The sequence below is a fragment of the Streptomyces sp. NPDC002125 genome, assembly GCF_053593715.1.
This window is the reverse complement of record NZ_JBSFDD010000003.1, coordinates 129,784-144,974: the sequence shown is the minus strand read 5'-3', so window position 1 is coordinate 144,974 and position 15,191 is coordinate 129,784. Positions and strand designations below refer to the sequence as shown.

Below are 15,191 nucleotides of genomic sequence, written 5' to 3'. Positions count from 1 at the left end.
GCGATGTTTTGACTGGACTCGGCTCGGTTCAACTCTGTTCGACTCGGCTCAGCTCCATTCTGTTCGGTTCCACTCTGCTCTGCTCGGCTCACGCTCGGCACCGACTACTCGTCCGTACCGCAAACCCGATGAGCAAGCACGCACAGCGAAGAGACGCACACGTGGTGTAACGAACACGTGGTGTGATGTGGACCTCGGCGTTCAACGGAAAGGAACGAGCGCTCATGCGCGAGATCCTCGGAAGGCGACGCAGGCACCGGCCCCGGCGCAAGGCAAGCTCCGCCCGGCTCGAAGCGGCGCTGACCTGCGCCACCGCCTGGAAATGGCCCGTGCTCCCCGGAGCGGGGCTGGCGACGACAGGCGTACGCGGCGAACGCGGCCGTGACTGCGCCTGTCCCGACCCCGAGTGCGCCGTACCCGGCGCACACCCCTTCGATCCCGGTCTCCTCGCGGCGACCACCGACGCGCGCATGGTGCGCTGGTGGTGGACCAACCGGCCCGCCGCCCCCGTCGTCCTGGCGACCGGCGACCGGGCGCCCTGCGCGCTGAGCCTGCCCGCCGTGGCGGGTGCCAGAGCGCTGGCCGCGCTCGACGGAATGGGGCTGCGGCTCGGCCCCGTGGTGGCGACGCCGACCAGGTGGTCGCTGCTGGTCGCCCCGTACACCCTGGAGCGGCTCGGTGAGCTGCTGCACGCGAAGGACTGGGTGCCCAGCTCCCTGCGGTTCCACGGGGAGGGCGGCTATCTCGTGCTGCCCCCTTCCGAGATCGGTACTGGGCAGGTGCGCTGGGAGCGCGCGCCCGGGGCCGGGGATGCCGCGCCGTGGCTTCCCGATGTGGAGTCCGTCCTGGACGCGCTCGTCGAGGCGAGCAACAGCGCTCCGGACGGCGGCAGCCGGCTCGCGTACTGAGGCGAGACGGCTCGCGTGCTGAGGTGGCACGGATCGCGTGCGGGATGGCGGTCGGCTCGCGTACGGAAGGGCGGCCGGCTCGGGCGCCGCGTGGCCGTCGGGCCGGGCGCCGGTGCGCGGCAGGCGCGAAGACGTGGGAACAACGGGCGGCTCACTCGCAAGGGTGTGGGTCCGCCCGAGTTCCGCGCGAACGCGTGACGCCTGAGCGCGTGACGCATGAGCGCGTGACGCATGAACAGGCGGAAGCTCGAATGCGTGAGCGGTCAGGAGCGTGTCACAATTGCCCGAGAGGCAAAAGCCGCTGACGTCGCATCTTCTGACGACCTTTCCGCAGATTGCGGAAATGGTGCGCGTGGTGATGCCGGCGTGAATGTTTTCCGAGGCGTTGGTGGCGCATTACCTGGCGCGGTCCGCGGACCGGATTTCTGTCCGAAAGCGAACGGCCTCGCATCGCTGATGCTCAGGGCGCGCGCCGCTCCGCACGGACCGGCAGGTGGGGAGCTCACCGGGGCCGACGGTGGCGTGAGCCCTGGCGGTGCGGGTGCGGGAGGCTGGAGCGGGGACGGGGCCTGGTGGTAGCCGCAGGTCCTCGATCCTCTGCGCGCTCCGGCGTGCGCCCCGGCAGACCGTGCTCCGGAAACGAGGACGCCCGGCCGCTGGCGACGGGGGATGCACCAGCGACCGGGCTTCAAGAACCGTAACAAGAGATCTGCCGTGAGCAAATTCGATCTCGCCTATTCGGACAGGTATTTACCGGCGAGTACGGGCGCTGTGACGGGAGTCACCACAACGCCCCGGGTCTCGTCACTGTCAGCTGAGCGTCACTTGGCGGTTGGTGAGCCCTCCGCGCGCACGGCGCTCCTCGCCCGTGAGGGGGGCGTCCGTCGCCAGGGCCTGGGCGAGCCGCTCGGCGAACTCCGCCGCGGGCTTCTCGCACTCCTCGGCGCCCATCCCGCTCGGCAGGTCCCAGACCGGGACCATCAGACCGTGGGCACGGAACGAGCCCACCAGACGGGTGCCCTCGCCGAGCGAGGAGGTTCCCGCCGCGTGCAGCCGGGCCAGGGCGTCGAGGAGCTGCTCCTCGGGGTGCGGCATGACCCAGCGAAGGTGGTTCTTCTCGGGCGTCTCGCACCAGTAGGCCGCGTCCACGCCGGAGAGCAGGGTGGTGGGGATGGCCGCGGCGTTGGCGCGCTCCAGGGAGGCGGACACCTCCGGTGTCGCGTTCTCCGCGTCCGGGACCCAGAACTCGAAACCGGAGTGCACGACCGGCTCGAACGCCCCCTCGGGGTCGAGCAGATCCTGCAGCCGCGGGCCGTCGGCGGGTACCCGGCGGGCGGTGACGGGCGAACCGGGCTCCGCCTCCAAGGCGCGCTGAAGGGTGTCCGCGAGGTCGCGGCTGAGGTCGCCCGAGGAGGTGTCGTTCTGCAGGGCGAGCAGGACGGAGCCGTCGTCACGGCGCAGCGCGGGCCACGCCATCGGAAGTACGGTCGCGAGGGTCACGGACGGAACGCCCTCGGGAAGGCCGCCCTTGAGCGTCAGCTCGACGGTGGCGGCGGGGACCAGCTCGCGCAGGGCGATCCAGTCGCACTCGCCGGGGAGTCCCTCGAAGGGACGCTGGACCAGCTCGGTCACGGCCTGGGCCGCGGCGCGCCCGTGGCACGCCTTGTAGCGGCGGCCCGAACCGCACGGACAGGGCTCACGAGCCCCTACGACCGGGATTTCACCATCCTTGAGCTGCGGCTTCCCGGCCTTGGTCTGAGGGCGCTTCTTGGCCATGGTGGGCGATCTCCCGATTGCGAAAGTGCGGTCTCGGGCGCGAGCCTAGCCGCCCCCGTCGCCGCCGGGGCACACACGCCGCGGCGGCTCGTGACCCGCCCCGCCGCACCGCGCCCGTTTCGCTCTCAGCCCGCGTCGTCGAAGGCGTCGAGCGCGTCCAGTGCCTCGGCGAGGTCCAGCCCGTCCAGCGAGCCGAATCCGCTCAGTCCGCCCAGTCCCTCCAGCCCGCCCCGCTCGCGCTGCGCGGGTGCCGGGCGTCCCGGCGCGGCGGCGGGGAAGCCCGGGCTTCCGTGGTCCGTGGAGACCAGGGCCCAGACGGTGACCTCGCCCGCGGTGTCGTCGCGCACGCCCCACTCCTGGGCCAGCGCGCTGATGATGTTGAGACCGCGCCCGCCACGTGCGGTCACCGACGGTGTGGCCGGGACCGGCCTGGTCGGCCCTCCGCCGTCCGTGACCTCGACGGTCAGGTCGCCTCCTCTGTCCACGCGCCACGCGGCGCGGACGTCGCCGTCACCCATGTCCGAGTGCTGCCCCAGCGGTCTGCCGTGCCGGCAGGCATTGCTGAGGAGCTCGGAAAGGATCAGTACAGCGTCGTCGACCACGGTGTCCGACACCCCGTTGCTGCGCAGCTGCTCGCGCATACAGCGCCGTGCCCGCCCCACGCCCGCAGGGCCATGGGGTACGGCCATGCTCGACGACGTGGGCACTTCCTGTGCCACCACAAACGCCACCCCCGAGACCTCCTTTGCCCCACGCCAGGGATTGGATGCCCCCCTGGACTGCGCCGGAAACCGGCCAAAGCCCTGTCAGTGATGCACTCGTAACGATCGATTGCGGAGCGAATGCGCCGGTGCACCCCCGGTAACTGATGTTAAGAACGGCCAAGTTGTGACAGCACCTGTTTGGGGCGGTTGGTGATGATTGCTTCCACTCCGAGGCGTGCGCAGAGTTCCACGTCCTCCGGCTCGTTCACCGTCCACACGTGCACGCGGTGGCCCGCGCGGTGCAGGCGCTCGATGTACGCGGGGTGATTGCGTACGATCCGCATCCCCGGGCCGGCGATCCGCGCACCTGCGGGAAGCCGACCGTCGCGCAGCCGCGGCGACACGAACTGCATCAGGAAGACCGTGGGCAGATTCGGGGCGGCCGCCCTGACGCGGTACAGGGAGCGCGCGGAGAAGCTCATGACGCGTACCGGCGAGGGCTCACCGGCCGGCGGGTCGTCCAGGCCGAACCGCTTGAGCAGATCGAGCAGCCGCTCCTCGACCTGGCCGGCCCAGCGGGTGGGGTGCTTGGTCTCGATGGCCAGCTGCAGCGGCCGGCCGGTGGCCCGTACGTCGTGGGCCAGCTCGAGGAGGCGTTCCAGCGTGAGTACGGAGGTGAGCTCACCCGGGACCGGGTCCCAGTCCGGGGACTCCTCGCGGTCCTTCCAGGAGCCGAAGTCGAGGGCGGCGAGATCGGCCAGCTCCAGGGCGGAGACGGCGCCGCGGCCGTTCGACGTGCGGTTCACCCTGCGGTCGTGCACACAGACGAGCTGTCCGTCGGCGGTGAGGCGCACATCGCACTCCAGGGCGTCCGCCCCGTCCTCGATGGCCTTCCGATACGCGGCCAGGGTGTGCTCGGGGGCGTCGTCCGACGCCCCGCGGTGGGCGATGACCTGGATGGCAGGCTGTTCGGAGGGTAGGCGAGCGTGGGTCACTGCGACATGGTGTCACCGCGACGCGTCGGGCGCCGACACCTTGTTGCGTAGGACCGTTTTGCCTGATGTAAAGATTGGTGTGCGGATGCACAGGTCCTGCTTACAGTGGCCTGACGTGCTGTGGGAAAAGCTGACTGCAGACACGTGCACAGCGGATCTCTTGCCGAATGCCGAGTGGAACCGAGGAGTAAAGAGCTGTGAGCACCGAGAACGAGGGCAACGAGAACAACGCGGTTCCGTCCGTACCGTCTGTTCCGACCGCGCCTCCCGTGCCGGCCGCCGCTCCCGAGGGCACCCCGCCCGCCCCGGAAACCCCTCCGGCCGCCCACACGGACGCACCGACGGCCCAGGTTCCGGCGTACCAGGAGAGCGCGGGGCACGCCCACGACGAGCACCCGTACGCGCCGCCGGCTCCGGAGCAGCCCCCGGCCGCCTCGGCCGGCTGGCCGCCGCCCCCGCCGGCCATTCCCTCGTACGCCGACGGGGGCAGCCCGCCTGCCTGGGGAGCCCCCGCGCACGCGGAACCCGAGCACCCCCGCAAGCGCCGTGCCGGCGGGCTGGTCGCCGCCGTGGCCGTGGCCGCGCTGGTCGCGGGCGGCGTCGGCGGAGCCCTCGGCTACTGGGCCGCCGACAGCAACGACGGCAGCTCCTCGGGGTCGACCACGGTCTCGGCCTCGAACAGCCCCAAGGACTTCAAGCGCGAGGCGGGCACCGTCGCGGGCGTCGCGGCGAGCGCGCTGCCCAGCGTGGTCACCATCGACGCGCAGTCCGGCGACGGCGAGGGCGGCACGGGCACCGGTTTCGTGTACGACAAGGAGGGCCACATCCTCACGAACAACCACGTGGTGGCCTCCGCGGCGGACAGCGGACAGCTGACCGCGACGTTCTCCAACGGCAAGAAGTACGACGCCGAGGTGGTCGGCCGGGCCCAGGGTTACGACGTGGCCGTGCTGAAGCTCAAGAACGCCCCGGACGGACTGACCCCGCTGGCCCTGGGCGACTCGGACAAGGTCGCGGTGGGTGACTCGACCATCGCGATCGGCGCGCCGTTCGGCCTCTCCAACACGGTCACCACCGGCATCATCAGCGCGAAGGACCGCCCGGTCGCCTCCGGCGACGGTTCGAGCAACAACAACTCGTACATGAGCGCCCTCCAGACCGACGCCTCGATCAACCCGGGCAACTCCGGCGGCCCGCTGCTGGACGCGGGCGGCGCGGTCATCGGCATCAACTCGGCCATCCAGTCCACCAGCGGCAGCGGCGCGGGCCAGTCCCAGGCCGGCTCCATCGGCCTCGGCTTCGCCATCCCGGTCAACCAGGCGAAGAACGTCGCGGAGCAGCTGATCAAGACGGGCCAGCCGGTCTACCCGGTGATCGGCGCGACGGTGACGATGGAGGAGAAGACCGGCGGCGCCGTCATCTCGGACGAGGGCGCGGGCGGCACCCCGGCCGTCACTCCGGACGGCCCGGCGGCGAAGGCGGGGCTCAAGGCCGGCGACGTGATCACCAAGTTCAACGACACGGCGGTCGAGAGCGGACCGACCCTGATCGGCGAGATCTGGACCCACAAGCCGGGCGACAAGGTCACGATCACCTACGAGCGGGACGGCAAGACGGCGACGGCCGAACTCACCCTGGGCGAGCGCAAGGGCGACAGCTGACCGGCTAGGCTGTTCCACGCATCACGCCGGACCGGGCGACACCGGACAGGGCGGGATGCGGGGTGGGTTGCCCGAGCGGCCTAAGGGAACGGTCTTGAAAACCGTCGTGGCAGCGATGTCACCGTGGGTTCAAATCCCACACCCACCGCAGGTGAACGGCCCCCGACCGGGGAGACGGTCGGGGGCCGTCGTCATGGGCATTGGGGCGCCCCGGGTGCGGCCCCGTGCAGCCGGGAGAGCGTCCCGCGTGATCAGGGTGTACGGCGTGGTGCGGTCAGGCGGGCGGCGGAGGCGATGGCGGCGCGTGCTTCCTGTTCCGTGAGACCCGTGCTGAGCGCCGCGTCGGTGAGGGCGTCCGCGAGGGCGTCGCCGAAGCCGTGTTCGTACGCGCGACAGGCCGCCCAGAACAGCCGGGTGTTGCGCTGGCCCTCATGCGCCGCCCGTACGAACTGGACCAGCCCTTCGCCCTGCCGGGCGGGAGTGGCCCGGCCGGAGGACCGGTGCGGGCGCGGTGGGGGCGTGAGCAGGCGCAGGAGGGCGCGGGGGCAGGGTGCGGGGGACAGATGCGCCGTGCCGGGGGCGAGCCGGTAGCGGCCGTGGGTGGTGACCGAGCCGGGGCCGACCAGGTAGCCGCCCGCCCCGCGGACGTCGATGCCGGGCGCCAGACGGCTGGCGGAGTTGGGCACCGGGACGCCGGAATGCCCTGTCAGCCAGAGGTGCCGGCCGCCGCTCGGGGTGAGCACGGTGACGGTGGCCGGGATGGTGAACAGGTGCTGGAGGGCCAGGTGCTGGAGGGCGGCGACGGAGTCGTTGCCGTGCGTGGTGTCGATGTCCAGGTCGATGCCGATGAGGCGGTGCGGGGCGCGCCCGCAGGCGATGCCGTACCCGGTCGCCCTGGGGGCGGCGGCGAAGAGCGCGCGGATCGCGGCGGGGTCGGTGGTGGCGTCGTGGACACCGTGGCCGGGGAGCCCGCAGGCGCCCCGGCACTGCACGGGTGGGTCCTCGTCGTGGTGGGGCGAGCGCAGGGCGGGGAGCTTGGTGGCGGACAGCGGGAAGACGGGGAGCCCGCGCTCGGCGGCGGAGAGCGCGTGCGCCAGGGCCAGGGTGGCGGTCTGCCGGTCGGTGATGGCCATACGCTCAGTTTCGTACATGCGTTCGAAGAAGGGAAGGGGATTCCCGGGGTCCTCCTGGGGCCCTGTCGGCGGTTCCGGCGCCCTCCCGGCCGGAACCGGGTGGCTCCTCGGCCGGAATTGGGCGGTTCCCCGGGCGGAATTGGGCGGCTCCTGGCCTGAATCGGTGAATCCTCGGCCGGAAGCTGAGGGCTCCTCACCCGGCGGCTCCGTGTGGCTTCCGGTGGAACGCTTCTGCGGGTCCGAGGGGTTTATCAGGTGTTCCTCATACCTACGGGGGAATCGCGGATCACGGGCGATTCGCCCGGGATGCGCTGGGCAGTTCTGCTTCCGCGACGTCGTGACCAGCACCGAGGCGGTCGGCCAACTGCTTCGGAACCAGCCGTATCAAGCCGCATTCACGGTTCCTGGAGGAAATTGACATGGCAAGTACCCGTACCGCTCGCACTCTCGCCGCCGTTGCCGCTCTGCCTCTCACCGTCGCGCTGTTCGGAGGGATCGCGGTGGCGGACAACGGTTCGTTCGCCAACGACGGATCGAACGCGGCGGTGGCGACCATCGGGTCCGGCGGTGTCGGTGGGAACAACTCCGGCAATTCATCCACGTCGCAGCAGCAGGCCGTCGGCTTCGGCGCGTCGAACCACAGCAATTCGGCCCAGGTGAACGGCTCGGCCTTCACAGTGATCGACCAGTCGACCCGCATCTACTCGGTGACCTTCTCGCCGCTCTGGTGACCTGAGGGGGTTGGCCCGTGCGCCGGCGGGAGTCCCGTCGCCGGCACACGGGCCGCTTCCGTGCGGAGGTGGACAGCCCGGGGTGCCCGGGGCCGAGCGCCCCGAGCCGGGCAGCCCGGGAACTTCCGTACGGGCGGGAGTAGTCCCAGGGGATGAGGGGCCCGGCTCCGGGGCCTGACCCAGGAGGTGGGAGGGGTGTCCCGGAGGTGCGGACCCTGAGGTCCGGGGCCGGGGACCCTGAAGGAGGGTGTGTCGCCCCTCCACCTTCAGGAGGTGAGGACCGCCCCACCCCTACACCCTGAGGCGGACGTGGCTTCGGGACCTGGGGCCGATCCCCTCGTCCGTGTCCGCTCCTAGCGTGGAGCCATGACCACGCCAGTCTGCACCGGCGCCTCCAGGGCGGCCGCTGCTGCCGCCGGACACCGCCGCTATCCGTCGTTCTCGTCGTACGTACGGGCGCGGGGGCCCGTGCTGCTGCGTACCGCCCGCTCCCTCACCGCGAATCCGAGCGATGCCGAGGATCTGCTGCAGACCGCTCTCACCAAGACGTACGTCGCCTGGGAGCGGATCGAGGACCACCGGGCCCTGGACGGATACGTCCGCCGCGCCCTGGTGAACACCCGCACCTCCCAGTGGCGCAAGCGCAAGGTCGACGAGTTCGCCTGCGAGGAGCTGCCGGAGAAAGAGGCCGCGCCGGCGCCCGATCCCGCAGAGCAGCAGACGCTGCACGACGCGATGTGGCGGGCCGTGCTCAAGCTCCCCGACCGCCAGCGCGCCATGGTCGTCCTGAGGTATTACGAGGACCTCAGCGAGGCGCAGACGGCCGAGGTGCTGGGGGTCTCCGTCGGTACGGTGAAGAGCGCCGTGTCGCGGGCGCTCGGGAAACTCCGCGAGGACCCGGAGCTCAGCCCGGTCCGCTGAGACGCGCATGACGCCCCCCAAGACGCCCCACGGCGCCCGATGATGCCCCCCCGGCGCCCGGTGACGCCCGTTCCGAGCCCTCCGCAGCCCTTCAGTGGCTCTTCGAAGGCCGCTCCGAAGCCCGGTTTCTGGCGGCCGACGCTGATTCGTACTCCCGGAAGTAGTGACATACCGCGTGGTATGTGAGCAGAATCAGCGCACCCTTACTGCCACGTAGCGCCCACCGGGAGGACGCCGTGCTGAGCACCATGCAGGACGTACCGCTGACTGTGACCCGCATCCTGAACCATGGGATGACCATCCACGGGAAGTCGCAGGTGACGACCTGGACCGGCGAACCGGAGCCGCACCGGCGAACCTTCGCGGAGATCGGCAGGCGTGCCGCTCAACTCGCGCACGCCCTGCACGACGAGCTGGGGATCGACGGCGATCAGAGGGTCGCCACCCTCATGTGGAACAACGCTGAGCACGTCGAGGCGTATCTGGCGATCCCCTCCATGGGCGCCGTGCTGCACACGCTCAATCTGCGGCTCCCCGCCGAGCAGCTGATCTGGATCGTCGGCCACGCCGACGACAAGGTCGTCCTCGTCAACGGTTCGCTGCTGCCGCTGCTCGCGCCGCTGCTCCCCCACCTCCCCTCCATCGAGCACGTGGTGGTGGCCGGCCCCGGCGACCGCTCCGCGCTCGAAGGCGTCGCGCCCCGGGTGCACGAGTACGAGGAGCTGATCGCGGGCCGCCCCACCTCCTACGACTGGCCCGAGCTGGACGAACGCCAGGCGGCGGCCATGTGCTACACCTCCGGGACCACGGGCGACCCCAAGGGCGTCGTCTACTCCCACCGCTCGATCTATCTGCACTCCATGCAGGTCAACATGGCCGAGTCGATGGCGCTGACCGACAAGGACACGACCCTGGTCGTCGTGCCCCAGTTCCATGTGAACGCCTGGGGGCTGCCCCACGCGACGTTCATGACCGGCATCAACATGCTGATGCCCGACCGCTTCCTCCAGCCCGCCCCGCTCGCCGACATGATCGAGCGGGAGCGCCCGACCCACGCCGCCGCCGTCCCCACCATCTGGCAGGGGCTGCTCGCCGAGGTCACCGCCAAGCCGCGCGACCTCACCTCGATGGCCAACGTCACCATCGGCGGCGCCGCGTGTCCGCCCTCCCTGATGGAGGCGTACGACAAGCTGGGTGTCCGCCTCTGCCACGCCTGGGGCATGACGGAGACCTCGCCGCTCGGCACGATGTCCAACCCGCCCGCCGGACTGACCGCCGAGGAGGAGTGGCCCTACCGCGTCACCCAGGGCCGTTTCCCGGCCGGTGTCGAGGCGCGGCTGGCCGGCCCCGGAGGCGAACACCTGCCGTGGGACGGCGAGTCCGCGGGTGAGCTGGAGGTCCGGGGCCCCTGGATCGCCGCCGCGTACTACGGCGGCGCGGACGGTGGGGAGCTGCGCCCCGAGGACAAGTTCAGCGAGGACGGCTGGCTGAAGACCGGCGACGTCGGTGTCATCAGCCCCGACGGTTTCCTCACGCTCACCGACCGGGCCAAGGACGTCATCAAGTCCGGCGGCGAGTGGATCTCCAGCGTCGACCTGGAGAACGCGATCATGGCGCACCCCGATGTGGCCGAGGCCGCGGTTGTGGCCGTCCCCGACGAGAAGTGGGGCGAGCGCCCCCTCGCGACCGTCGTGCTCAAGGAGGGTGCCACCGCCGACTACGGCGCGCTGAGGACCTTCCTCGCCCAGTCCGTCGCCAAGTGGCAGCTGCCCGAGCGCTGGACGATCGTCCCCGCCGTGCCGAAGACGAGCGTGGGCAAGTTCGACAAGAAGGTGATCCGCAAGCAGTACGCGGACGGCGAGCTCGACGTCACCCAGCTCTGAACCGGGCGCTTTCGGGCGCCGCACACGACGAGGGCGGTACGGATCTTCCCGTACCGCCCTCGTCGTGTCGGAAGAGCCCGTCCGCGCTCGTCGTGTCGGAAGAGCCCGTCCGCGCTCGTCGTGTCGGAAGAGCCCGTACCGCGCTCGTCGTACGCGAAGAGCCCGTACCGCGCTCGTCGTACGCGAAGAGCCCGTACCGCCCTTGTCGAAGGCGTCCGGTGACGTCCTGCCGTCAGTTCGTCCCTATCTTCGCCAGGAGATCCACGATCCGGGACTGCACCTCGTCGCTCGTCGAGCGCTCGGCGAGGAAGAGCACCGTTTCGCCCGAGGCGAGCATGGGAAGGTCCGACTCCTCCATCCCGGCCGAGGTGTAGACGACCAGCGGAGTGTGGTTCAGCGCGCCGTTCGCACGCAGCCAGTCGATGATCCCGGCGCGGCGGCGGCGCACCTGCATCAGGTCCATCACGACCAGGTTCGGCCGCATCCGCGTCGCGAGATCGACGGCCTCCGTGTCGCCGGAAGCCCGTGCGACCTGCATGCCGCGCCGCTCCAGCGTCTCGGTGAGGGCCAGCGCGATCTCCTCGTGCTCCTCGATCACGAGGACCCGTGGCGGATGCTGGTCGCTGTCGCGCGGAGCGAGCGCCTTGAGGAGCACGGCCGGGTCGGCGCCGTACGCCGCTTCCCGGGTCGCCTGCCCCAGACCCGCCGTCACGAGCACCGGGACCTCGGCCGCCACCGCGGCCTGACGCAGCGACTGCAGCGCCGTACGGGTGATCGGCCCGGTCAGCGGGTCCACGAACAGGGCGGCGGGGAACGCCGCGATCTGGGCGTCGACCTCCTCGCGCGAGTGCACGATCACCGGACGGTAGCCGCGGTCGCTCAGCGCCTGCTGGGTGGAGACGTCGGGGGCGGGCCAGACGAGCAGCCTGCGCGGGTTGTCCAGGGGCTCCGGGGGCAGTTCGTCGTCGACGGGCTGCGGCTGCGGACGGTTGGCGACCTCGACGGCACCACCGGGGCCGTCCAGCGGCTCCGGACCCTCCGCGCCCTCGTCGGGCGCTCCTATGGCGTACGAGCGCCCCTCGGACGCGGGAGCGGACATCAGCCGGCCCGAGCCGGAGCCCTGCACGGTGCTCCCCTGGGTGCCACCGGGCTGCGGCGGGACAGGACCCGTGACGGGCTGCGGCGGTACGGGAGCCGCCGCGGCAGGGGTCTGACGCTCGGCCTCCGGCGGGGCGGCGAGCTTACGGCGCCGCCCGGCACCGCCGAGCGTCTGGTTCTGCTGATGTGCGAGGTGCTGCGCGAAGGGCACGCCCTGCCCCAGTGTCCGGACGCTGAAGGCACGGCCCTGGGTCGAGTCCGAGGACGCGGGCATCGGCGCCTCGGCCGGCAGCGGCTGGCGCCGCGCGTCCGGTGCGGGGGAGGGCACGTCGGCGTCGGCCGGGTGCGCGTCCGGCGTCGGTACGGGACCGGAGGGGCCGGCGGGGGCGGCCGTGCCCGTGGTGTGCGTGGTGCTGCCGGGGCCCGCCCAGGACTCGTCCGGAGCCACGTCGTCCTCGTGCACCAGCGCGGCCAGACCCTGCCCCGAGGTGCCCGACTGCGCCCAGTCGGGCTGCGGAGGAACCGCGGGCAGCGGCTGCCCGGGCACGGGGTGCCCCGGCCCGGCCTGCGGCTCCGGTACGTCGGCGGGCCGTCCCCTGCGGCGGCCGGACGGCAGAGGGTGCGGCTGCGGCGGAGTGTGGTCCGCGTCCGGCGCGGTCCGCACGGCGTCGTGGCGCTCGGGCAGCGAACCGTCATCGGCCGCGTGATGCCGGGGACCGCCCTCGGGCGCGAGGTGCTGAGGACCCGTCGGGATCTGCTGAGGACTCGCCGGGACGTGCTGGGGGCCAGGCGCGGCCTGCTGGGCGGTGCCCGGGACCGGAGGCGTGACGGGGGACGGGGCCACGACGGGCGAGCCCGGGACCGGAGGCGTGTCGGGGGACGGGGCCACGACGGGCGACCCCGGGGCCACCGGCGGAATCCGGTCGGCGGCGGCGGGCGGCAGCGCGAACGCCGTACGGGGCCCGGTGTTCTCGGCCGCCGCTGCGCGCTCCTGCGCCGCGGCCAGGGCCCGGCGGGCGCGCCGGCCGCCGGGCTGCTGAGCCGGCTGCTCCTGCCCCGGCTGCTCCGCCTGGGCCTCGGACGAGGCGAGCGCGGGCAGCGCGGGCTGGCCGCCGCCCTGACGCCCGGTCCGCGCGGCGTTCTGCGGCACGCCCTGGGGCGGCACCGTCTGCCCGCGCTGGGGACGGCCGCCGCCCTGCGCACCCTCGGCCGCCGTGACGACCGAACCCTCGGAGGGGGCCTGGCCCGCCGCGGGAAGCGCCAGGGCCTGCCGGGGCTGGTCGGCCGGGGCGCCCGTCTCGGCGGGGCTGGGCCTGCCGCGCCTGCGGCCCGACCCCTCGCCGCGCTGAGGCGGGGTCAGCTCCAGCTCGCGCTGCTGCTCCTGCTGCGGTTCCTGGGGTGCCGGGGTCTCCCTGCGAGCCCTGCGACGCCCGGTCGGCTCCGCCGCCGCGGTGTCCCCGGCCGCCGAGGCCGGGTCCAGGGGGCTGTCCAGGAACGCGTCCGTCGACGCCCTGCGCGCCCTGCGCCGGCCGCCCTGCGCGGGCTGGGGCGCGGCCTCCGGCACGACGGGCTCCTCGGCCACCGGCACGACGGGTTCCCCGGCCACCGGCGCGGCGGCCGACTCGGCCACCGTCTCCGGCGCCGGCTCGGGTACGGCCTCCGGCACGGGCACCGGAGCGATCGTCCCGGAACCCGTACCGATCGGCACCTCCAGGACGTACGCGCTGCCGCTCATGCCCGGCATCTCGTGGGTCTGGAGCACCCCGCCGTGCGCCCGTACGATCCCGCGCACGATCGGCACATGCACCGGGTCACCCCCGGCGAAGGGCCCGCGCACCTCGATGCGCACGACGTCACCCCGCTGCGCGGCGGCCACCACGACCGTCGAGTCGACGTAACCGCCGCCCGGCATCAGCCGGGCCTTGCCGGTCGAGTCGACACCGGCGACGTCGGCGACGAGATGGGCGAGCGCCGTGATCAGCCGTCCCGCGTCGACCTCGGCCTCGATCGGCGGCGCGTGCACCGCGAACTGGGCGCGGCCGGGACCGATCAGCTCGACCGCGCCGTCGATACCGGCGGTCACCACCGAGTCGAGCAGCACCGGGTGTTTGACGAGCTCCTCGCTCCCGCTGTCCAGGCGCTGGTAGCTGAGGACGTTGTCGACGAGCGTCGTCATACGCGCGTAGCCCGCGGCGAGGTGGTGCAGGATCTGGTTGGCCTCGGGCCACAGCTGGCCGGCCGGGTCGGCCGCGAGGGTCGAGAGTTCGCCGCGCAGCTCCTCCAGCGGCCCGCGCAGGGACTCGCCGAGAACGGCGGTCAGCTGGGCGTGCCGCTCGCCGAGATCGGCGAGGCGCTCCGTCTTCTCCTCCAGCTCGGAGGCGTACCGCTCGGTGCGGTCGGCCGTCTCGGCCGCGTGCTTCTCGGTGAGCCGGGTGACCTCGGCGCGGTGGGCCTCGGTGAGCTCGGCGATCTCCGCGGCGTGGCGTTCGGTCAGCCGGGAGACCTCGCCGGTGTGCTGCTCGGTCAGTTCCTCGTAGGGCCTGCGGTCGGTGAACGTCATGACGGCGCCGACCAGCTGGTCCCCGTCGCGTACCGGCGCGGTCGTCAGGTCGACCGGCACCTGGGCACCGCTCTTGGACCAGAGCACCTGTCCCCGCACCCGGTGCTTGCGGCCGGACTTCAGGGTGTCGGCGAGCGGGGACTCCTCGTACGGGAACGGCTCGCCCTCCGCACGCGAGTGCAGGATCAGCGGGTGGAGCTCCTTGCCGCCGAGGTCGCTGGCCCGGAAGCCGAGGATCTGGGCGGCGGCGGGGTTCACCAGGACGACCCGGCCCTCCGTGTCCGTGCCGACGACGCCCTCGGAGGCGGCCCGCAGGATCATCTCGGTCTGCCGCTGCGAACGGGCCAGCTCGGCCTCGGTGTCGACGGTGCCGGAGAGATCCCGTACGACGAGCATCAGCAGCTCGTCGCCGGTGTAGCTGGAGTGGATGTCGTTGTACCCGGCCTGGCCGCTGTCCAGGGCCGCGCTGGTGACCTCGACGGGATACTCGGTGCCGTCGGTACGGCGCGCGGTCATCCGCGTCGGCTTGGTCCTGCCCTGCTCGTCCGCAGCGTCCGGCCTGCGCATCGACCCCGGGATCAGCCTGGAGTCGAACTCCGGGAGCAGATCCAGCAGCCCGCGGCCCACGAGCGCGGTGCCCGGGGTCTCGAACATTTCGAGGGCGATGGTGTTGGCGTTGACGACCGTGCCGTTGCAGTTGACGAGCAGGAGCCCGTCCGGAAGGGCGTCGAGTATGGCTGCGAGGCGAGCAGCGCCTCGGGATGGCCTGCTGCTCACGAGACGCTTCCTCCCTGAATACCCACCTTGCCGACAGCGGGCCC

General features: G+C 72.4%; 10 protein-coding genes and 1 tRNA gene. 6 read left to right on the top strand and 5 right to left on the bottom strand.

Going from position 1 to position 15,191, the window contains the following annotated elements:
• Positions 1-224 precede the first annotated feature (224 nt).
• Positions 225-908: a bifunctional DNA primase/polymerase gene (locus ACWCQM_RS06470; protein WP_450914186.1), complete on the top strand. Its 684-nt coding sequence runs from the start codon at positions 225-227 to the stop codon at positions 906-908.
• Positions 909-1,718: 810 nt separating this feature from the next.
• On the opposite strand, the gene ACWCQM_RS06465 is transcribed toward ACWCQM_RS06470, so the two are convergent.
• The 3 genes from ACWCQM_RS06465 to ACWCQM_RS06455 all read right to left on the bottom strand — a co-directional run bounded on the left by ACWCQM_RS06465 (position 1,719) and on the right by ACWCQM_RS06455 (position 4,383).
• Positions 1,719-2,684 carry a DUF5926 family protein gene (locus tag ACWCQM_RS06465; protein WP_450914185.1) on the bottom strand — a complete coding sequence of 322 codons (966 nt, stop codon included), beginning with the start codon at positions 2,682-2,684 and terminating at the stop codon, positions 1,719-1,721.
• A 125-nt stretch (positions 2,685-2,809) separates the two neighbouring features.
• Positions 2,810-3,415: an ATP-binding protein gene (locus tag ACWCQM_RS06460; RefSeq protein ID WP_450914184.1), complete on the bottom strand. Its 606-nt coding sequence runs from the start codon at positions 3,413-3,415 to the stop codon at positions 2,810-2,812.
• Positions 3,416-3,555: 140 nt separating this feature from the next.
• A complete protein-coding gene (locus tag ACWCQM_RS06455; protein ID WP_450914183.1) occupies positions 3,556-4,383 on the bottom strand; it encodes a glycerophosphodiester phosphodiesterase in 828 nt (275 codons plus the stop codon).
• Between the two features lie 197 nt (positions 4,384-4,580).
• Between ACWCQM_RS06455 and ACWCQM_RS06450 the strand changes: the two genes are divergently transcribed.
• Together ACWCQM_RS06450 and ACWCQM_RS06445 are read left to right on the top strand one after the other, a co-directional pair.
• Positions 4,581-6,044: a S1C family serine protease gene (locus tag ACWCQM_RS06450; protein WP_450914182.1), complete on the top strand. Its 1,464-nt coding sequence runs from the start codon at positions 4,581-4,583 to the stop codon at positions 6,042-6,044.
• A 61-nt stretch (positions 6,045-6,105) separates the two neighbouring features.
• Positions 6,106-6,192 (top strand) — tRNA-Ser (locus ACWCQM_RS06445).
• Positions 6,193-6,295: 103 nt separating this feature from the next.
• Here the strand turns inward: ACWCQM_RS06445 and ACWCQM_RS06440 are convergent.
• Positions 6,296-7,177 carry a bifunctional DNA primase/polymerase gene (locus ACWCQM_RS06440; RefSeq protein ID WP_450914181.1) on the bottom strand — a complete coding sequence of 294 codons (882 nt, stop codon included), beginning with the start codon at positions 7,175-7,177 and terminating at the stop codon, positions 6,296-6,298.
• A 419-nt stretch (positions 7,178-7,596) separates the two neighbouring features.
• Between ACWCQM_RS06440 and ACWCQM_RS06435 the strand changes: the two genes are divergently transcribed.
• From ACWCQM_RS06435 to ACWCQM_RS06425, 3 genes are all read left to right on the top strand, one after another.
• On the top strand, positions 7,597-7,908 hold the full coding sequence (locus ACWCQM_RS06435; protein ID WP_450914180.1) for a hypothetical protein: 312 nt from the start codon (positions 7,597-7,599) through the stop codon (positions 7,906-7,908).
• A gap of 366 nt (positions 7,909-8,274) precedes the next feature.
• Positions 8,275-8,829, top strand: coding sequence for a SigE family RNA polymerase sigma factor (locus ACWCQM_RS06430; protein ID WP_450914179.1), 555 nt, complete (start codon positions 8,275-8,277; stop codon positions 8,827-8,829).
• A 236-nt stretch (positions 8,830-9,065) separates the two neighbouring features.
• A complete protein-coding gene (locus tag ACWCQM_RS06425) occupies positions 9,066-10,712 on the top strand; it encodes a long-chain fatty acid--CoA ligase (RefSeq protein ID WP_450914178.1) in 1,647 nt (548 codons plus the stop codon).
• Between the two features lie 232 nt (positions 10,713-10,944).
• Here the strand turns inward: ACWCQM_RS06425 and ACWCQM_RS06420 are convergent, their stop codons facing one another.
• A complete protein-coding gene (locus ACWCQM_RS06420; protein ID WP_450914177.1) occupies positions 10,945-15,147 on the bottom strand; it encodes a PAS domain-containing protein in 4,203 nt (1,400 codons plus the stop codon).
• Positions 15,148-15,191 lie beyond the last annotated feature (44 nt).

What these genes read in the sequence shown, in the direction of transcription:
- ACWCQM_RS06435 (WP_450914180.1), top strand. Translation starts at nt 7,597, where the DNA reads ATGGCAAGTACCCGTACCGCTCGCACTCTCGCCGCCGTTGCCGCTCTG.
- ACWCQM_RS06470 (WP_450914186.1), top strand. Translation starts at nt 225, where the DNA reads ATGCGCGAGATCCTCGGAAGGCGACGCAGGCACCGGCCCCGGCGCAAG.
- ACWCQM_RS06440 (WP_450914181.1), bottom strand. Translation starts at nt 7,177, where the DNA reads ATGGCCATCACCGACCGGCAGACCGCCACCCTGGCCCTGGCGCACGCG.
- ACWCQM_RS06430 (WP_450914179.1), top strand. Translation starts at nt 8,275, where the DNA reads ATGACCACGCCAGTCTGCACCGGCGCCTCCAGGGCGGCCGCTGCTGCC.
- ACWCQM_RS06465 (WP_450914185.1), bottom strand. Translation starts at nt 2,684, where the DNA reads ATGGCCAAGAAGCGCCCTCAGACCAAGGCCGGGAAGCCGCAGCTCAAG.